Consider the following 19,660-nt stretch of genomic DNA (forward strand, 5'->3'; position numbering starts at 1 on the left):
AGATCAGACCGATGCGTCCGCCCGGGCGGGTCACCCGGACGAGTTCGTCGGCGGCCTGCTGGTGGTGCGGGGCGAACATCACCCCGATGCACGACAGCACGACGTCGAAGGAATCGTCGGCGTAAGGCAACGCCTCGGCGTTCGCCTCGTTCCACTCCACGTTCGCCCCGGCCGCCGCGGAAAGCCGACGACCTTCTGCGACCAGTTCAGGGCACAGGTCACTGGCGGTCACCCGGGCACCGGTGACCGCGGCCGGGATCGCGGCGTTGCCGGTCCCGGCGGCGACATCCAGCACCCGGTCCCCCGGCCCGATCCCGGTGGCGTCGACCAGCACCGAGCCCAGCGGCCGCACGATGTTCGCGGCGATCTCCGCATAGTCACCCAGCGCCCACAGCGCCCGGTGTTTGGCCTCCAGGTCCCGGCCGATGCTCGCGGCAGTCATCTCGGCCTCCTTTCGCAGGTGGGTTCCATCGTCATCCCGAAGACCGGTGCGGTTCCAGTTCCGGATCTGTACTGGCTTGCCGGCTCCGGGCGCGGTGTACTTAGAGGACGACGCACTGTCCCGGGAGGTCCCCGCCGATGTCGACTTATGGCCAGTTCTGTCCCGTGGCCAAGGCCATGGAGTTACTCGATGAGCGCTGGACCCTGCTCGTGGTCCGGGAATTGCTGCGCGGCAGTGCCCACTTCAACGATCTGCGCCGCGGGGTGCCGAGGATGTCGCCGGCACTGCTGTCCAAGCGGCTCAAGTCATTGGCCCGCGCCGGGGTGGTCGAACGCTCCGAAACCGACGGCCGCACAAGCTATTCCCTGACCCCGTGCGGCCAGGAACTCGCCGGCGTCATCGATGCCCTGGGCTCCTGGGGCGTGCGGTGGATCGGTGAACTGGGCGAGCAGGATCTTGACCCGCATCTGCTGATGTGGGATATGCGTCGCACCATCCCGCTCGACAACTGGCCTGCCGAGCGCACCACGCTCGCCTTCATCCTCGACGGGGTGGCGCCCCGGGCGTCGAGGTGGTGGCTGGTGGTGGCCGACGGGCAGGCCGATGCCTGCGATTTCGATCCGGGCCACGAGGTGGTCGGCACGGTACAGACCAGCCTGCGCACGTTGACCGAGATCTGGCGCGGTGACGTCGGCTGGGCCCGTGCGGCACTCGACGGCCGCGTCGCGCTGTCCGGGTCGGCTGATGTCCGCCGCGCCATCCCCAGATGGCTCGGTCAGAGCACCGCGGCCACGATTCCGCGGCCGGCCTGAGCGCTCAGTCCAGAATGCGGCGCGCCACGTTGGTGGTGATCAGGTCCAGGAGTTCGTCGACAGCATGAGCCGCTGAGACGACGAATCTGTTGCCACAGCACTACTCAGTGTCGATGACACCTGTCGCTATTTCGACCCGTTGTTCATAGAACCTGCGGGCCGATTGATCGATCTCGTCGAGGAACAACCGGTCAGTGCCCATCGTTTTGTTGAACCACCGCCGACCACGCGGGCCGAGCATCGACACGATCGGCCCCAGAAAGCGGGTCGGCTGCGGAACAGCGACGTGGGTCCGAGGTTTGTCCAGCGTGGTCACGATCGCCGTGGCGACAACTTCAGGACTCACTGCCCTACCGGCACCGGTGGACTTGGTGCCCGCGATGAGATCGGTCTGAGTAAACGGCGGGAGCACCACGCTCACGTGGATGCCATCGGGCGCGTATTCGTCGGCCATGGCGGTGCTCAGCCCGACGACGGCATATTTGGTCCCGGCATAGACCACCTGGCCGGGGATCGCCATGATCCCGGCCATCGAAGCGATATTGACGATGTGGCCTTGGCCGCGACCCACCATCTCGGGAAGCACCAGCTGGCAGCCGTTGAGGACGCCGTAGACATTTACCTCGATCGAGGAGCGAATCGATTGCTGCGATTGCTCGAGGAAGCGGCCCACCGGCATGACCCCCGCATTGTTGATCAAGACGTCGATGCGGCCATTGCCATCGGTGCGCGCCTTCGTCAAAAACTCCCCAAACGATTCGCGGTCGGTGACATCGAGCGAATGACCGGAAACAGTTCCGAGACGGGACAGTCCGGCTACAGCCGATTCCAGGGCGGGAACGTCTCGATCACCGATGACCACCTGAGCCCCACGCGCGAGCAGAGCCTGCGCGGTCGCGAAACCTATCCCCCGAGCCGCGCCGGTGATGACGACGACTCTGCCACCGACCCCGTCCATCCTGGTCCTTTCCACCGACAGCAAGTGCCTGGCGGCGATCTCTTTCGTGCTGATCGCTGACGCTTAGGCAGGTTTCGAGAGCGCCGAAATTTCGGTCCGACACCACCCCGCCCCAAGCAGCGCGCGGCAGTCTCGTCGGCTGCAACTGACGAAGTTACAGTACGTAATTCAGTACGGTCAACCACGCCGGCTGGTCTCAAAATCGACGATGTTCACGGTATTTACTGAAATCATTACCGTATTTAGTACAGTCCGAACGATAGTGGTTGACTCGCCGAAGGGTTCGTAATGGCCGACAAGAAGAACATCGTGTGGATCACCGGCGCCACATCGGGCATCGGCGCCGCACTGGCACGCACCTGCCCGTGGGAGGACACCGAGATCATCAGCGTCTCGCGCCGGCCCCACCCCGACTTGGAGACCATCCCCTTTGACCTGACCGACATCGATTCCTGGCAGGGGGTCGGCGATCGGGTCGGACAGCGGCTGGCAAGTTTTCGTGGCGAGCGTGCGCTGTTCATCCACAACGCCCTCCTATTTTGGGGCCGTGCCTACGTCGGCGAGGGGGACTACCAAAACCATCTCACCGAAATCATTGCCAACGTGGCGGCCCCACTGGCCATCGGTGACCAATTCATCCGAGCAGCCGCGCCAGCCGTGGACGCTGGAGTCGATGTCGGCCTGATCCAAATCTCCTCCGCCTCGGCGAGGGTGGTGTATCCGGGGCTGTCCATCTACGGTGCGGCGAAGGCATCGATGGAGCAGTGGACCAAGGGCGTGCGCAGCGAGCGCGCCGACCGCGGCAAGGGTCCATGGGTGTGCGCGATTCGGCCCGGCTTCGTTGACACTCCGGCTGCACGCCGTGAAGCGGCATTCCCCCCGGACACCCATCCGGGCATCCCTGGGATCGCCGAGGCGGTACGCACCGGCAACATGCTGACCGCGGACCAGTCGGCAAGTTATATCTGGGGATCCATCCCGGAGGAAGTCAAAGCCAAACCCGTGCTGCTGTTCGGCGAGCCGGTCGGCGTCACCACTGAGAAACCACGGACAGCAACACCATGACCGAACAGGCTTCCGAGGGCTCGGCCCCCGCAATCGTCGATGAACGGGCCATGCAGTCCGGCTCAGTGCGGTGACACAGGTGCCGCGTCAACTGCGGGTTGCCATCATCGGCGCCGGCTTCGGTGGATTGGGAGTCGCGCTGAAGCTGCGCGCAGCCGGCCACAACAACATCGTTATCTACGAACGTGCTGACGAGATCGGCGGAACCTGGTGGTACAACACCTATCCCGGCGCGGCATGTGACGCCCCCTCGCACGTCTACAGCTATTCGTTCATGCAGGACGTCGGATGGTCCAGACGTTTTGCGGCCGGCGCCGAGATCCGGGCATATTTGGAGCACTGTGTTGTGCGCGGCGGGTTGACCGATGCGATTCAGACCGGCACGGAGGTCAGCTCGGCGCGTTGGACTGGGCGCGACTGGGCAATCACATTGGCTGACGGCCGTACTGATCGCGCCGACGTACTGGTGCCCGCGGTCGGACAGCTGACGGTACCCGCGATTCCCGACTTGGAGGGCCTCGAACACTTTTCCGGTCCGGTGTTCCACACCGCGCGTTGGCGCCACGACGTGGATCTCACCGGGAAGCGGGTTGGTGTAGTCGGTACCGGCGCCAGCGCTATCCAGGTAGTCCCGGCAATCGCACCTATCACCGCCCACACAGTGGTGTTTCAGCGTTCGGCTCCCTACGTCTTCGCCAAGGCTGATATCGCATACACCAGGCAACTCCATCGCCGCTACCGTGCCCTCCCCCTACTCAAACTGGCTGCACGTCACGGCATTTGGGCCTATTTTGAAATGGTCACCGTGGCGTTCTCCCGTCTTCCTGCCGTGCTGTCGTGGCTGGGTCGCATCCACGGGCGGACACTGCGACGTCACGTCCCCGATGCACAACTGCGAGCCAAACTGCGACCGACCTATCCCATCGGGTGCAAACGGATTCTCATCTCAGACGATTACTACGCCACCCTGAACCGCCCCGATGTGACCCTGGAAACGGATCCGGTCGTCCGGGTCAGCGAACGTGGAATTGCAACGGGCCGCACCTTGCACGAATTAGATGCGATCGTGCTCGGGACCGGTTTCCGCACAACTTCTTTCGTGCCAGATATCTCGATCACCGGGCGAAGTGGGAAAACACTTGCTGAGGCGTGGTCCGAACGAGCAGTCGCCTTTCTCGGATTATCCGTACCCGACTTCCCGAACATGTTTCTGGTCTACGGTCCCAATACCAACCTTGGATCGGGGTCTATCGTCTACATGCTGGAATCCCAAGCCGCCCACATCGTCGATGCCGTTGGCCAACTGTCCAAAGGGTCTGCCGACGTTATCGAGGTGAGAGCCAGCGCCCATCGAAAGTTCTTGACGAGCATGGACAAGCGTCAGCGCCACACCGTATGGCGCGGATGCAACAGCTGGTACACCGACGCACACGGGCAAGACACCCACAATTGGCCGTGGCTGATGAGTACCTATCGTCGACGCACGCGAAGGGTGCGGTCCCGCGACTACGTGATCGCCGCCGGAGACGAACGGGCGGCCGCACCGTCTGTGTGAACCGGGCACCTGCGACACGAGTTTCGTCAACGATCATGACGAGACCCCGCGACACAGCGTTTACGCGACGGCTACAGGTCCGGGATGGGCAGCGGCCAGTTCGTGGTGTTAAGGCCGCCATCCACGTGGAAGATCGCGTTGGTGGCGAAGCACCCATGGGAACACAGGTAGACCGCTAGACGTCCAAGGTCCTCGACGTCCCCGAAACGGTGCAGTGGTGTGTTCTCCTTCATCTGCTCGGCCGATTCGGGCATCTCCTTCATGCTCCATTCCAGCGCATCAGTCTTGAACGAGCCCAACGCAATAGCGTTGACTCTGATCTTTGGCGCCAATTCCTGCGCCAAGGCACGGGTAAGGTTCTCCAGAGCCCCCTTTGCCACGCAGTAGGAGACGAAGCCCCGGATGCCGAACCGCCCTGCGCCAGAGGAGATGTTGATGATGGATCCGGCCCCTTGCACGAGCATGTGGGGTACGACGAGCTGGCTCATGATGAACGCCGAGGCAGTGTTCCACTCGAAATGCCTTCGCAGGTCATTATCGGAGATCTTCAGAAACGGCTTTGGGAACGCGCCGCCGGCGTTGTTGACGAGGATGTCGACACGGCCGAAGTTCTCCATCGCCGCAGCGACCACCTGCTCACCATCTTCGCGGCTGGTTGCATCCGCGGTCACCGCGAGCCCCTGACCTCCAGATGCCTTGATTCCCTTGATGGTCTCGGATACTTGATCGGGTGTGCGCGCAGTCCCGACAATGGTCGCTCCCGCCTCGGCGAGAACTCTGGCGATGCCCGCGCCCACGCCGCGTCCGGCTCCGGTGACGATCGCCACCTGTCCGTCAAGCTTGAAGCTCTCCAAGGCCATTCGTCTGTCCTCCCTGCGCTTCCCAGCTACCGTTCTCCGTACTGTATGCACAACGGTACGGCTGTCGCGTCAAATTCAAGAAGAAACCGGACGGAGCGGTGCGCGTCCTGACCGAGGTGGCTACCGGCGGCTCAGCACTCTTCCCAAACGAGGCCTTTGAACACCGCGGCTTGAGGGACGTCTTCGATCGCGAGGACCCCCGCAGGGGCGTCGCACACCCAGTCGATGGCGTTCACCACCCGTGCCGCAGTGGAAATACACCCCGCGTCGGTCGGGTCGAGCACCGGATGAGAAACGTGAGTATTGATTTCCACGCGGGGGTCACCGTCCACGATGACGCGGTGGACGCCAACATGGCCGTCTGGCGGATAGTCCCAGTCGGGAGCGGCGGCTGGGGTGAGCCGGTTGACATGCTCAAGGGTGATCACCGGTTTGCCATCGAGCATGCCTTCTGCCGCGAACCGCACGGCCGCCATCTCGCCGGGTTTAACCGTCATCATCGTGCATTCGATAGGTTCTGGAGTGAACCATCTCTCGGTCCGCTGACGGACCTCGTCAAGCTGGATGCCCAACCCGTCGGCCAAGCTTCGAACCGGCCCGCCCCACATGGACTCCACAACCCCGGGAAGGAACAAGGGCGGCAGCGGTTCGTCCTCGGCTATTCCGAAGCCCATCGAAGCGCCCGTGTACTCGGCGTCGTCGTAGTTTCCGTAGTCGAAAATCTCCTGCACGGTGATCGAGCTGACCCGTGTTGCCAGGCTTAGCGCCGTGTGCACCAGGGTGTCACCTGAGTAACCAGGGTCGATTCCGTTGATGTAGAGCGATGACCCGCCGGCCGCACAAGCCTGCTCCAATGGTTTACGCACCCAGTCGTCGGCGTAGCGCGGCGCCGCCATCCACACGAAAGATGTTCCTACCACGTTGATTCCGGCGGCGAGAATCTTGGCGAGTTGCTCGATCGCCTCCATCGGTCGCGTCTCGGCAAGCGCGGTGTAAACGACACAGTCCGGCTCGAGGCCGATCAGGGCGTCTATGTCGTCGGTTGCGAGCACTCCCGTCGGCTTGCTCCAGCCGCAGAGCTCAGCCGCGTCGCGGCCGATTTTCGACGGGCTGGCTGCATGCACGCCTACCAGTTCGAAGTCGGGGCGGCCGACGATCGCCCGAAGAGCGTGACGACCGACATTGCCGGTGGAAAATTGGACGACTCTGCGCACGATATGTCTCCGATTCCGAAACGCGGATGTATGGCCCTACCGTAGCGCTTACAGTAACTCGCTCGGGCAGAATCGGGACGAAATTGGAAGCCGCGACATCGACTCGGACGCCGATGCATTGCGGCTGCCGACCAGGCGGCGTTCTGGCCGGCTACCGCTGGAGGCGGTGCCTACCCCCTCAGGTGAAGTCGCTGCCACCGTCGACGTTCACGTTGGCGCCTGTCATGTAGGAGTTGCGACGGGAGGCGAGGAAAGCAACCACCGGCCCGATTTCTGCCGGATCACCGGCACGTGGCAAGTGGGCGGGGTGCCCGAAGTGTTCACCGATCGCTGCCATGAGCGCATACGGATCCGTGCCGTCGACTCCCACGGAGTCAGCCCAGTTGAGTAGCCCCTCCGATGCGAAGCTACCCGGAGATACCACATTGACCAGGATTTCGTCTTTGGCGAGCGCCAGGGACAGATTCTTCGAGATGCTGTTCACCATGGCTTTCGCGGCCGTGTATGCCGGCAGAATCGTACTTTGACGCTGGGTGGAATGCGCCGAGAAGTTGACGATGCGTGCCCATTCTGCCTCTCGCAGTAGCGGAAGTGCTGAACGTACGCAGTGCACCATCCCCATCGCCCCTTGGCTGATCGATTGCTGCCACTGCTCATCAGTGAGGTCTTCGAACGTCCCGATCACGTAGGAGCCCACGGCGTTGACGAGGATGTTCAGTTCTCCGCCCCACCGCCGAGCCAATTCGTCGAAGGCGATGTGGACCTCAGCGGCGTCCTGCACGTCCGCCGGCAAAGCGATCACCTCAGGGCTACCGCACTGCCCTAGTTCGGCGACAGCGGCATCCAGCAAGTCTTTCCGTCGACCGATGATCGCAACTCGCGCCCCGTCCTCCGCCAGGCAACGCGCGGCGGCCAAGCCCATTCCGGCACTGCCACCAACCACCACGGCCTTCGCGTCTGAAAGGCCTAAATCCATTGTGCCCCCTTCAATCCCAACGGCCGGTCAGCTTTTGTTCCTCTACAGGCCGAGTTACCGGTTGCGATTGCCTGTCGCTTCGGAGTCCGTTCAGCGGACCACACGGACCGGCACGTTGCTCCAACCGGCCACGTTCTGCATGTTGACCCGCTTGCAACGACTCCAGTCAACCTCGTACCGCGGCATGAAATCGAGCAGCTTCTCCAAGGCGATGACGCTCTCCATCCGTGCGAGCGCCGCGCCAAGGCAACTGTGGATCCCATACCCCAAACCCAGATTCTGCGCTTCGGCCCGATCGCGGTCGATGTCGAATCTGTCCGGATCGGTCCATGCCTCGGGGTCCCTGTTGGCCGACCCCCCGACCAAGAAGACAGGCTTTCCAGCCGGAATGGTCACGCCGTGCAGGGTTACTTCGCGCAGAGAGCGGCGGACGTTGTATTGGGCAGGCGCCTCGTAGCGGAGCAGCTCTTCTACCGCCTGCGGAACCTTGCTTCGGTCATCGAGCAGCTTCTGCCATTGATCAGGGTTGCGGGCGAAGACCACTACAGCGTTGCCGAGTAGCTTCGCCACCGTCTCGGCACCGGCGCCGCCGAGCAAAAATGCGAATTCAGTTATCTCGCGGTTGGTGAGCGGACGCATCTTCCCATCGTCACCCTCGATCTCGGAGAGTATGAGCTTGCTCAGCAGGTCGTCGCCGAGTGCGTTGCGCCGTTGCTTGGTCAACCGGTAGTAGTACACCGCCATTTCGACGCCGGCGTTGACGCCGGCCTCGGTCATGTCGACGGCGCCGTCTTCGCGATGAAGAAGCTCGTCGATCCAAAGCCGGACCTGTTGGTGGTCGTCTTCAGGAACCCCTTGCATGGTTGCGACGACCTCTACCGGGAAGAGTGCCGAGAAATCCTGGACGAAGTCAAAGCCGTCGGGATCGACAGCATTGAGGTGTCTTTCGATCAAACCGGTTACCAGTGATCGTTGAGCTTGGATGGCGCGCGGTGTGAACACCTTGTTCAGCAGGCTGCGCATTCGGCGGTGTGCCGGGGGGTCCATCGCGATGATGCCGCCGTGCTCGGCCACCACTCCCGTCCGGACCTGGCCGAGGTCGACGCCATAGGCAGACGAATATGTGTCGAAATCCTTGAACGCCGCCGCAACGTCCTTATGCCTGGTCAAGGCGTAGAAGTCGTATCGCTCGCTGTAATACACGGGCGCCTCGTCGCGCATCCGCCGATAGGTGTCGTGCGGATCTGTGAAGAAATCCTCAGCGAAGGGATCGAACTCTAACGTGGCTGTCGTCATTGCGCCTTCCCTGGGCGTTCTCACGGTGTGCATGGTGTCCTTCGGTGCTCCGATCGACTCTCGGAAACACTCGGGAGTCGATCGGAGAGTCAATCCAACATACAATACTGTAAGCCTTACAGTATTGTGATGACCCCCTCAGTTGCGCGACCTTGCCCCATTTGACCTCGTTCTCGAAGAACTCGCCGCAGATGATTACTGACGTGATTACAGTTGATCCGTCAGTAGCCGCTGGGTATGTGACGAGAGGTTGATTCACGCAGCATGAACAGCAACGCGTATCGAGTGATCGTGTGGGGCGTCGGCGTTATCGGGACCGAGATGGTGAGCACCATTCTGGACTACCGCCCGGATCTCGAACTTGTTGGCGCGAAAGTGTATTCGAGCTCGAAGGACGGGGTTGACGTCGGTGAATTGATCGGACGAGATCCGATCGGGGTAATCGCCACCACCGATGCCGAGCGGTTGATCGAACTGGATGCCGACTGCGTGATCTATACCCCACGCATCGGCGACATCGACGAGGTATGCCGGCTACTCGCCAGCGGCAAGAACGTGGCCACCACCGTTTTTCTGTTCTATCCGCCGGCACTTCCGCCGGCGGACCACTCGCGGTTGACCGCCGCCTGTACGGCCGGTGGTGCCAGCCTGCACGCCAGCGGCATCAACCCAGGGAACCTCTCCAGTGCATTGCCGCTGGTCCTGTCGGGAATGAGTCGCGTGATCGACAAGATCACGCTGCAGGAACGCGCCGATATGACGCTCTACGAGAGTACCGACATCTCCTTTGGCAACATGGCTTTCGGTGAGCCGCTGGAGCGCATCTCGGTCGACGATGGCGGCTTCCTGAGTGCGATGAATTCCATGTTCACTGAACAGGTTTGGCAACTCGCCGACGCGCTCAACGCCGGCATCGACGAAGTGGTGGCCAGTGTTGAGGCGGTTCCCGCCAAAGCTGACCACCAGGTCTTCGATCGGGTGTTGGCGGCGGGCACAACGGCGGGCCAGCGGTGGAGCTGGAGCGGCAGGCGCGACGGGGTGGCACGGGTCGAAATCGAGACGCTCTGGACTGTCGGCGGAGAGTATCCGGCGCACTGGCCGGCGCCCGAACATGGTTGGACGTTGACGATAGAGGGCGAGCCGTCGATGCGGGCACACTTTCTGTCGTTGGCCAGCTTCACCCGTACAGCCAGCATTGCCGAGCATGTACACGCCGGGAACGTCGCGACGGCTATGCAGGTACTCAACGCTGTTCCTGCATTGTGCAGGGCAGCAGCGGGTTTCGTCACCCCAGTTCAGCTCGGTCTGGTCACCAGCGGCGTCGGGTTTCGCCAGTGAGCCAGAACCGAACGGACACGGGCTACCGCACGGTGTTGGGGGCGGAGTAGTTCGGCTTGCCGAGCCCCAGGGCGTACTGCGCGATCATATTGCGGAACACTTCCAGGGTGCCGCCGTAGATCCCGGCCAGTGGCGCGAATCGGTAGACGTACTCATTCTGACCGTCGTCGACACTCCCGGCCGCGCCGTGACCCAGCACGGCCGAAGCCCCCATGATGTCCATCAACTCCGGTGCCAGATCTCTCATCATCTGTGCCTGCGCCACCCGACCAAAGATGTTTGGGGTGCTCAGCCCAGCCTCCATCCGCGCAACGGCTCGGCCCAGTCGATAGCCCACCGAGGTATCGTCGATCGCGCGCCGGCCCGACGAATCAGCCCGGGCTACCGCCGCGGCCGCGCGATCGAGCGCCAGTGCCAGATAGCCGGCCTGGTGATCGAGAATCGAGACATCCTGGAGCCCATCAACTTCGGCGTCGACGGCACCGTGCTCGACATCTAGAGGACCTCGTAAGACAGTCCAACCGTCGTTCACCTCGCCGATTCGGTACCGGTCCGACACCCGTACGTCGCTGTAGTAGACGATGTTGGTCCGGTCGCCGTCTACCGTGCGGATTCCCTGTATCTCGACCCCCGGTGCATCCAGCGGGACGAGAAACATGGTGAGGCTTTTGTGCTTGGGTGCGATCGGATCGGTATTTGTCAGCAGGAAGCAATACTGGCAGTGGTGCGCACCGGTGGTGAACATTTTGGATCCGTTGATGATCCAGGTGTCGCCGTCACGAACGGCACGTGTTTTGCAGGTTGCCACATCGGATCCACCCTCGGGTTCGGTGTAGCCGAGACACATCCGTGTGTGTCCGGAGTAGACGCCGGGCATAACCTCGTCCTGGAGCGCGGCCGAACCGAACTCAAGCACCGAGTGGGCGACCAACGCGGTTGTCCCCCAGGTGACCCATGGGATGTGTGCGCGTCGCTTCTCCAGCTGCCAAAGACGGGCCTCTACGCGACTGAACCCGCCTTCATCCTCGGTCGCAAGTTCACGCCTGAGGTAGCCTGCCGCCCCGAGTGCCAGGTGGACCTCTTCGTCGAAGCTGTCACCCGTTTCCCGCTCGCGCTGGAGGACGTCCTCGGTGACGTGCTCGTGCAGAAAGGCCCGGACCTCACGGAGGAAATCTCGGTCTTGTGGATTCAGTTGCACCGCAGCGAAGTCCACGCTCACTACCTTTCTCTGGACGCTCACACGGGGTTGGGTGCCGCGCTTAGGTCTAACTGACCGCCGCAACTGCACCGGAGGACGTCCGCAATATCGGACGACGGCATCGCCGGACATACTGTTGGCATTACGGTATCCGTGAGAGTATCTCATTGCGGGCCGGTTGTAATGTGCGGCCGGTCTCGATGGCGAGGAGTAACGACATGTCCCTGCGGGTGGTCCAATGGACAACAGGAAACGTGGGTCGGCAATCAGTGGCGACCATCGTGGCTCATCCGGACCTGGAACTGGTTGGCTGCTTTGCGTACACGGCCGACAAGGTGGGCCGCGACGCCGGGGAGCTGGCCGGCATCGATGCAGTCGGCGTGCAGGCAACCGACGATGTGAGCGCTCTGCTGGCGTTGAAGCCTGACTGCGTGGTGTACAACCCCATGTGGCTCGATGTCTCGGAATTGGTGCAGATCCTCGAGTCGGGTGCAAATGTCGTCACCACCGCCGCATTCATCACGGGTCATTCACTGGGTCAGGATCGCCAGCGTGTGATTGATGCTTGCGAGCGAGGCGATTCCTCCATCTTCGGCTCGGGGATCAATCCCGGGTTTGCCCAGCTCGGTGCCATCATCGCCGCCAGCGGCTGCGATCGAATCGACAAGGTGACGGTCGTCGAATCCGCCGACATCAGCGGCTATGACTCACCGGCGACGGAATTGCCGGTCGGCTTCGCCCGTCCGATCGACGACCCCGAACTCCCGGCCATGACCGCCAAAGCAACCGCAGTGTTCATCGATGCCGTGCACTTGCTCGGCGACGCATTGGATGTGCAGTTCGACGAGGTCGTGTGTGAGGCCGAATATGCCCGTACCACCGCCGATGTGGACCTCGGATCGTGGCGCATTCCGGCCAACTGCGTCGCCGGAATTGCGGCAAGCTGGCACGGAAAGGTCGCCGGGCGCAGCATCGTCGAGATCCGGATGGTGTGGCGCAAGGGGCAGACGCTGGAGCCAGACTGGCCGATAGACCAGGGGTACTCCATCACGATAGACGGGCGCCCTACCGTCAAGATGCGTCTAGATGTGTTGCCGCCGGCCGACTTCAAAGCCAAGACGTTCGGCGATTTCATGCAGTTGCCGATGATTCTGACGGCGATGCCTGCGGTGAACGCTATCCCTGATGTCGTCGCTGCTCCACCCGGGATCATCACCTACACCGACGTACTCCCGATGCCGCGCGGACTGGTCTCGCTCTAGACCGCGCCGCCCTGCCATCCGCGATGACATCCTCGCCGAGCGGTGGACCGCATTCACGTGAGGACGCATTCTTCAAATGTGGTGCCTGGTGGTGGAAAGACGATGGCTACCACTGATGCACCTGTGGTGGTTTCAATGTCGGTGAGCACACGGCGACAGTGCTCGGGTGAGCCCCAAACCACGAACTCATCGAGAATCTCATCGGGAATCGCGCCACGTGCGGCGGCAATGTCGCGATTGGCCGAGGCCTGCCAGAGATTTTCCAGTTGAGCGCCACGTCCGAGGCTGCGTTGCTGCTGCGCGTAGCCGGGGACCGCAAGGTAGGTAGCTACTACCGGTCGCATTGTCTGCTCCATCTGCGCTCGATCAGCAGTGGGGCAAATAGGTACGATCAGCGTCACCGACCCCGGCTTGGCCGGCAGCGGATGGATACGCTGAAGATCTCCGGGTGTGATCCAGTTGAGTGCCACCCCGTCTGCGTGGCCGGCTGCCAGTTCAAGGGCACGCGGGCCCGCGGCGGCCACGAGCAGCGAAGGCGCTGCCGCCGGTGCTGATGCCAGGGAGAAACCATGTCCTGCAATGGTGGGAAACGCATGGTTGACGCGTTGCCCCGACAGGGCGGAGCGCAAGAACTGCAACGTGTCTTGTAGTTTTGCGTGCTGACGTTCGTGAGGAATACCGTTCCAGCCCTCGACAAAAAGCGCAGAGCCGGTTCCGAGGACGATTTGGACACGCCCGGGCGCCAGATGTGCCAATGCGTTTGCCGTCATGGCCAATACCGAGGGTGCGCGAGTGTAGACGTTGACGAAAACGCCGAGCTTCACGTGCGTGGTCGCTGTAGCAGCCAGGGTGGCAGTGGTCACCGCATCGACGTCGTTGACTTCGCCGACCCAAACGCGGTCATAGCCCGCGGCTTCGAGCCGGCGCACGAGCTGCGCGTAGTCCGACAGCGTGCCTGCCACCTGGGGAACATGAATGCCGACCACGTCACTGTCTCCCGACCGCGGCCATGAATTCGACTGTGACGCCTTCAATCATGCCGATTGCTGTATCAACTCCGGATGCTGCAACCACCCGGTGTCGCAATGGGGACGGTTCGGGGTTCTTGTCGAACACGGGTATTCCTTGTGCTGTCGGTGTGAAGGGTGGATGCGCGCCTTGATGCCGGTCTAGGCAGTGCCGGGTATCGCGCCGCCGGGCCAACCATCGTCGAGGCTGCGCGTGACGGTCCGTTCGGGTCGCAGGCTCCGCAACGGCGGGTGACGCAGCATCAACGAGGACGCCGACGCCATCGACAAGTGGCACCGCTGGGCGCGCCGGTCCAGGAGGCGCACCAACACTTCTTCGCGATCCGGCCCGGCGTCGTTGATGAGCCGGATCAGCTCGGCATCGGCGTCCTCCGGCCGTGGGCGGCTGCCAAGCACTTCAGCGAGGTCATCGAGTTCGGCGGTATCGAGCTCGGCACCGATCTCGTCGACCCGTTTGAGGTGATTGGCAATCCGCCCCAACGCAACTCGCTGATAGTCGGCTTCGGCCGGCTCGTAACTGGCGTCGCGCAATCCCGCCACCAGGTGGCGCAGGGCTACCGCGTGCTTGGTGGGTCGCGGCTGCGGGATCTGGACGGGCTCAAGCCGATAGCCGCCGATCTCGGCGATGCACTCCAGTGCCCAGCGCGCGCCGTTGACGTACCAGGCCAGGTAAGTTAGCCAGTCCGTGCCGGGCATTGGATCGCGCAGCGGTGGACCGACCGACAACACCGAGATGGCGTTGTACACAACGGTGTGAAATTCCACTGCGTCGTGGTCGATTTCCAACCCGGTGATCTGCCGATACCGATCGGCGTAGTGAGGTAGTTCGCCGATGTTCTTGATGGTGTCCCGAATCCGCAGCGCCGCGAGATCCATCAGGGGATCACCGACATGGGCGTGCTCGAAATCAAGCAGACCGGTGATCTGCGTGCCGTCAAACATGAACTGAAAGGAGTCATAGGTGATGAAGCGGGCATGCTGGTGACGGTCAGCCGGCACGTGGTCGTTGATCCAGCGGCGTAGAAACACGGCGAGCGGGTCGGGATCATGACCGGCCATTGCCGCGTCGTATAGGTCCTCGGTGCGCCGCCAGTACCCTGCCAGACACGCTTCGGCAGAGTCAGTGGGAATCTGAAAACCGGCTGCCTCAGCGTCTGAAAGCGGTATCTGATAGATCCTGGCCAAAATCTGCAGGTACGAGTCTAGAAGCCGATCCCGGTCGCCCGCCGGCACATTCGACAGGTCCGCCTGTCCCGGTAGGCGGTCCATGACCAGTGCATAAGGCTGATCACACAAGCCGTATGCGTGCGGAACCGGTATCTGATGAGCTTGCAGGAGGCGATGGGTGGCGACCTCGTCGGCAATCCGATACGGCATCACGATGCGTGGTTCCCGTTCGCCCCGCGCGTGCAACGCCACCCGACGATGGCCGATCTCGACATCGATATCCCACGCGGGGCGCCAGCGCGCCAATCGCCGACTACCGAGGACCCTCCCACCCAGAGCGGTTTCAACCCAACGTTCCAACCGCTCTAGTTCGTCGCTCATTTCACTCCTGCACCACCGGGATTGCCGCTAAACTCATCTATACCGAGCTACTTACAGTATTTAATACCGATTCGCCGACGGCATAAGTCACTATGAGGAACTCGAGCTCGGCTTCTCTACCAACAATTGCCCCAGCGCCACGGAGGTCGACTTGTCACTCCCCAACAGTCAGGAGACGCCTCGTGGGTGAACGCCCCTACCGTGTCATCCAATGGGCCACCGGCAGCGTAGGCAAGGCGGCGCTGAAGCATTTCATCCGCAGTCCGGCTTTCGACGTTGTCGGCGTACTCGTCTACGACCCAAAGAAGATCGGCAAGGACGCGGGCGACATTGTCGGAGCCCCTCCCACCGGTGTGCTGGCCACCGACGATGTAGACGCTGTCATCGCAATGGACGCGGACTGTGTGTTCTACACGCCGGTCTGGCCGGATTCAGAGATCGTATGCCGGCTGCTGCGATCAGGAAAGAACGTCGTTACCACCGCAGGGATCTACCACCCCACCGAGATGAATCAACTTGAGGTGGCCAAGATCGAAGAAGCATGCAGAGAGGGAGGAACGTCTTACCACGCCGGTGGAATTCATCCCGGTTTTGCAGGTGACCTACTTCCCCTCATCGGGTCCCGTTTGGTCAGCCGTGTCGACCAGGTCCAAGTGTTTGAGGTCGTGAACTTCAGTGATTACCCGTCCAAATATATCGAGTTGATCGGGCTGGGAACCGACCCTGACGTATTCCATTCTCGCCCAAACCTTCTGGAAGCAGCTGTACCCCACTTTGCGCAGTCGATGGCGATGGTTGCCTCCGGGCTCGGCGAAGTGATCGACAACGTAACCTCCGAACTGGACATCGCAGTGGCGACCGCCGACATCCCCTACGCGGGCACATCCGACAGCGATGTGCCCGACTTGAAAGGTGTGGTTCGTGCCGGAACGGTGGCCGCTCAACATCACACATGGACCGGATGGTCCGGCGGTGCTCCCCTGGTGCAATTCAACGCCCTCTACACGATGGGCGACGGGCTGGTCGAGCCCGATTGGCGATGGGGAACCAACAGGTATCGGGTCGTCATCAAAGGCGATCCGTCTACTGAGATCACCCTGCGGGGTGCAGCCGATCGCCACGGACACATTGCGCATCCCGGCTACGCCTGGACCGCAATGTCCGCAGTGAACGTCATTCCCGCGGTGTGCAAATCAGAACCAGGCTTCAAAACCCATCTCGACCTGGGGGCGATACGCATTCCAGGTCTCACCGGGCATACGCTGCAGTAACCCGCCCGGCGGGCCCGCCCAGACGTCGATGACGGCGCACCGCCTCGTCACTCAGATCGACACGTAGTCACTGATCAGGCCGTGCACCTCGTCGGGTTGGTCGAGATGCATGAAATGCCCTGCCCCGTGAATGATCTGATGATGACTACCGGCGGGCAACGCTTGCGCACCCAAGGTGCCCAGGCGCGCGTCGATCGCTCCGTCATCTAACCCGTGCATGAGCAGCATCGGAATCCGCGGAGCCACCTTTTCGGCATAAGCGGTGAACCTGTGGTAGCCCGAAGCTCGCCTCGATGGCCGCAAGGCGGCGCGGTAGTAATTCAGCGCCGCGGTACGTCGCCGGCTGTCTCGCAGGCTGTCCCGGACGTACGTGAGGTCGACTCTGCTGTCGTATCCAGGTGGGCACCAATCGCGCCACAGTTTGGGGATGACTCGGTCGAGGCTGCGTTCAGAAACCTTCGGAAGTTGTTGGTAGAGCGCATACCAGCTCATCTTGAGTTGCCGGGGCAGCACTCGGAGCAGCTCACCCTTGTGGCCCGAACTGTGGGTCAGGCCGGCCAACATGGGGACCCCCATCGACACCACCTTGGTGAATGGACTGTCGGGGTAGGCAGCTATCCCGTTGGCAGCCAACGCTCCCCAGTCGTGGCCGACAAGTACCGCGTCGCTCCCACCGCCGAGGCCGCGATGCAGCTCGATGGCGTCGAACATCAGCGCTCCCAGACTGTAGTCACCGTCGCGCGCCATCTCGGTGGGCGCGTAGCCGCGCATAAACGGTGCGACAACACGGAAGCCTCGCTGAGCAAAGAACGGGCCGAGGTGACGCCAGGTCCACGCCGTGTCAGGGTAACCGTGCAGGCATAGCATCAGCCGACCGCCATCGGATCCCCATGTCAGCGTTTGGAATCGTAGGTGCGCCAGCTCGAGCGACTGTGCAGTCGGCGAGATCATGCCGAGGCAGTGCTGCGTAGCGGGGCACCCTGATCCGAAGCGATGTTTCGCGGGCGTCCGTCGGCACGCAAGAAGCTCCCGGTGCGTTGAACCCCCAGCACCGTGGTGGGCTGACCACCAGCGAAGACCGTTCGTCCTGCCACCAGAACCGCAGTGACGGCGTCGTCGTTGCGGTTGACCATTCGCCGCAGGCCCTGAAACGCGTCCGCCGCCGCTTCGTGATACCCATCGAGCGCGGCGTCGAGCCGGTCGGGATCGACGATCACCACGTCAGCCCAGTCACCCACCCGCAGATGGCCGGCGTCGAGGCGATACCAGTCAGCCAACTCGCCGGTGAGCCGGTGCACGGCACGCTCGGTGCTGATGAACGCCTCGCCGGATCGCTGTGCGTCGCGGACGTGACGCAGCAGCCGTAGCCCGAAGTTGTAGAACGCCATATTCCGCATGTGCGCGCCGGCGTCGGAGAATCCCATTTGAATGCCGTTGGTGCGGGCCAGACGGCGCAGCATTTTTGGACGGTGGTTCGAAATCGTGGTGCGCCAACGTAGCTGAGCGCCGTGTTCCAGCACGAGGTCGAGGAACGCGTCGACCGGGTGCACACCGCCGCGCTCTTTCCCCACGTCGCCAAATGACTTGCCGACCACCGCGGGGTCCGGGCACGCCACGATCTCGGCGTCGAAGAAGTCCCGATGCCAGGCGCGCGGTCCCCATCTGTTGTCGTAGTCTTTGCGGAACCACCGCCGATAGGCCTCGTCACGCAGCAACTCGTTGCGCTCGAATTCGGTCTTCAGGTGTAGTGCAGCCGCGCCCGATCCGAACTCCTCGAAGATCACCAGGTCGATTCCGTCGGCATAGACCTCGAACGGCACCGGCAGATGCTGGAACCGGAAATCGCCGCCGAGGCGATTGGCGATCGCCGCGAGTATCACGGTCAGCCACATCCCCCCGGGCGTGGACTTCATATCGGCGGCCGCGAGCAGGCTGGTCTTGAGCCGTGGTCGACCGAAGCCGACCGACTGCAGGGCCTGCGAAACGATGTTGTGTGGATGGCTGATGTCGGGACCCGATTGAAGGACACGGTCACGCCGACGCAGTCGCGACTTGAGTCGGCGCAACTCTCGTGCCTTGGCGTAGGTCGAGGGTAAGGTTCGCGATCGGCACACGTCGCCGTCAATTTTGTCGAAGAGCAGTTGCTGAGAAGACATTCCGACAAACCCCGCGTCGAGGGCCTGGTCGAGCATGGACTCCATGCGCGCCTGTTCGGCCCTGGTGGGGCGCATGTCCTTTCGGGTGGCGCGGTCGAGTCCCATCACTGCGGCGCGGATGTCGGAATGGCCGATGAATGCGGTGACATTGGGGCCCAACGGCAAGGACTCCAGCGCTGCCACGTACTCCTCGGCAGTACGCCAGGTCTTGTGCTCGCCGACGATGCGGACAACCTGTTCGTGCGGGATCGCTTCCACCCGGCCGAACAGGTCAGCCGCGTCTTGGGCGTCGACGTGGACCGTTGACAGCGAGCAAGAGCCCATCACGATCGTGGTGACCCCGTGGCGCAAAGACTCCACCAGTGCCGGCGCGGCAAGCACTTCGGCATCGTAGTGAGTGTGGATGTCGATGATGCCGGGCATAACCCACTTGCCGCCGGCCTCTATCGTCTCGGTCCCCTCGATCGGATCAGTGGTCACAGCAGCCACCCGACCGTCCCGGATTCCGATGTTGCGGACAGCCGATGCCGCGCCGGTCCCGTCGAACCACCGACCGCCGCGGATCACAGTGTCAAAAGCCATGCTGACAACCTCATTCCGTCGGGCCGGTTGTTCGTTGATGGTATGGGGCGGCTGGACAGTTTTCAAGGAATGTCCAATGGGCGCCTGATGTCCAGCGGC

At 62.6% G+C, this 19,660-nt stretch carries 17 protein-coding genes; 6 read left to right on the forward strand and 11 right to left on the reverse strand.

The genetic code is table 11. From position 1 onward, the window contains the following. Positions 1–442: class I SAM-dependent methyltransferase (locus A5699_RS10335; protein WP_157561188.1), on the reverse strand; the 442-nt coding region annotated here is incomplete at its 3' end. Positions 443–579: 137 nt separating this feature from the next. Here A5699_RS10335 and A5699_RS10340 point away from each other — a divergent pair. Then, a complete protein-coding gene (locus A5699_RS10340) occupies positions 580–1,254 on the forward strand; it encodes a helix-turn-helix domain-containing protein (RefSeq protein WP_067768863.1) in 675 nt (224 codons plus the stop codon). Between the two features lie 100 nt (positions 1,255–1,354). Here A5699_RS10340 and A5699_RS10345 read toward each other — a convergent pair whose 3' ends face one another. Beyond that, entirely contained in the window at positions 1,355–2,212 is an 858-nt protein-coding gene (locus A5699_RS10345; protein ID WP_067768866.1) for an SDR family oxidoreductase, read from the reverse strand. Between the two features lie 288 nt (positions 2,213–2,500). On the opposite strand from A5699_RS10345, the gene A5699_RS10350 reads away from it, so the two are divergent. Together A5699_RS10350 and A5699_RS10355 are read left to right on the forward strand one after the other, a co-directional pair. Further along, on the forward strand, positions 2,501–3,277 hold the full coding sequence (locus A5699_RS10350; protein ID WP_067768868.1) for an SDR family oxidoreductase: 777 nt from the start codon (positions 2,501–2,503) through the stop codon (positions 3,275–3,277). A gap of 79 nt (positions 3,278–3,356) precedes the next feature. Beyond that, a complete protein-coding gene (locus tag A5699_RS10355; RefSeq protein WP_197508251.1) occupies positions 3,357–4,832 on the forward strand; it encodes an NAD(P)/FAD-dependent oxidoreductase in 1,476 nt (491 codons plus the stop codon). A gap of 71 nt (positions 4,833–4,903) precedes the next feature. Here the strand turns inward: A5699_RS10355 and A5699_RS10360 are convergent, their stop codons facing one another. From A5699_RS10360 to A5699_RS10375, 4 genes are all read right to left on the reverse strand, one after another. Continuing rightward, complete coding sequence (locus tag A5699_RS10360; RefSeq protein WP_067768872.1) at positions 4,904–5,692, reverse strand: glucose 1-dehydrogenase; 789 nt, start codon at positions 5,690–5,692, stop codon at positions 4,904–4,906. 131 nt (positions 5,693–5,823) lie between these two features. Then, positions 5,824–6,906, reverse strand: a complete 1,083-nt coding sequence (locus tag A5699_RS10365) for a dihydrodipicolinate reductase (protein WP_067768874.1) — start codon at positions 6,904–6,906, stop codon at positions 5,824–5,826. A gap of 178 nt (positions 6,907–7,084) precedes the next feature. After that, positions 7,085–7,882 (reverse strand): SDR family NAD(P)-dependent oxidoreductase, encoded by a 798-nt coding sequence (locus tag A5699_RS10370; RefSeq protein ID WP_067768876.1) that lies wholly within the window; start codon positions 7,880–7,882, stop codon positions 7,085–7,087. Between the two features lie 90 nt (positions 7,883–7,972). Next, entirely contained in the window at positions 7,973–9,178 is a 1,206-nt protein-coding gene (locus A5699_RS10375) for a cytochrome P450 (RefSeq protein WP_067768878.1), read from the reverse strand. Positions 9,179–9,442: 264 nt separating this feature from the next. Here A5699_RS10375 and A5699_RS10380 point away from each other — a divergent pair, with 264 nt between their 5' ends. Next, on the forward strand, positions 9,443–10,516 hold the full coding sequence (locus A5699_RS10380) for a dihydrodipicolinate reductase (protein ID WP_067768880.1): 1,074 nt from the start codon (positions 9,443–9,445) through the stop codon (positions 10,514–10,516). 22 nt (positions 10,517–10,538) lie between these two features. Here A5699_RS10380 and A5699_RS10385 read toward each other — a convergent pair whose 3' ends face one another. Then, positions 10,539–11,729, reverse strand: a complete 1,191-nt coding sequence (locus tag A5699_RS10385) for an acyl-CoA dehydrogenase family protein (RefSeq protein WP_067768882.1) — start codon at positions 11,727–11,729, stop codon at positions 10,539–10,541. A 203-nt stretch (positions 11,730–11,932) separates the two neighbouring features. On the opposite strand from A5699_RS10385, the gene A5699_RS10390 reads away from it, so the two are divergent. Continuing rightward, on the forward strand, positions 11,933–12,976 hold the full coding sequence (locus tag A5699_RS10390) for a dihydrodipicolinate reductase (RefSeq protein WP_067768884.1): 1,044 nt from the start codon (positions 11,933–11,935) through the stop codon (positions 12,974–12,976). A 53-nt stretch (positions 12,977–13,029) separates the two neighbouring features. Here A5699_RS10390 and A5699_RS10395 read toward each other — a convergent pair whose 3' ends face one another. Both A5699_RS10395 and A5699_RS10400 read right to left on the reverse strand, forming a co-directional pair. After that, positions 13,030–13,938: an LLM class flavin-dependent oxidoreductase gene (locus tag A5699_RS10395; RefSeq protein WP_197508252.1), complete on the reverse strand. Its 909-nt coding sequence runs from the start codon at positions 13,936–13,938 to the stop codon at positions 13,030–13,032. Between the two features lie 207 nt (positions 13,939–14,145). After that, entirely contained in the window at positions 14,146–15,552 is a 1,407-nt protein-coding gene (locus tag A5699_RS10400; protein ID WP_082957655.1) for a phosphotransferase, read from the reverse strand. Between the two features lie 182 nt (positions 15,553–15,734). Here A5699_RS10400 and A5699_RS10405 point away from each other — a divergent pair, with 182 nt between their 5' ends. Next, positions 15,735–16,823, forward strand: a complete 1,089-nt coding sequence (locus A5699_RS10405; protein ID WP_067768890.1) for a dihydrodipicolinate reductase — start codon at positions 15,735–15,737, stop codon at positions 16,821–16,823. Between the two features lie 51 nt (positions 16,824–16,874). Here the strand turns inward: A5699_RS10405 and A5699_RS10410 are convergent, their stop codons facing one another. Beyond that, the gene (locus tag A5699_RS10410) at positions 16,875–17,774 is read right to left on the reverse strand and encodes an alpha/beta fold hydrolase (RefSeq protein WP_067768892.1); all 900 of its coding nucleotides are present in this window, start codon (positions 17,772–17,774) and stop codon (positions 16,875–16,877) included. Then, positions 17,771–19,561 carry an amidohydrolase family protein gene (locus tag A5699_RS10415; RefSeq protein WP_067768894.1) on the reverse strand — a complete coding sequence of 597 codons (1,791 nt, stop codon included), beginning with the start codon at positions 19,559–19,561 and terminating at the stop codon, positions 17,771–17,773. The genes A5699_RS10410 and A5699_RS10415 overlap by 4 nt, the downstream gene beginning before the upstream one ends. Positions 19,562–19,660 lie beyond the last annotated feature (99 nt).

Source organism: Mycobacterium sp. E802, from assembly GCF_001666875.1.
GTDB lineage: Bacteria > Actinomycetota > Actinomycetes > Mycobacteriales > Mycobacteriaceae > Mycobacterium.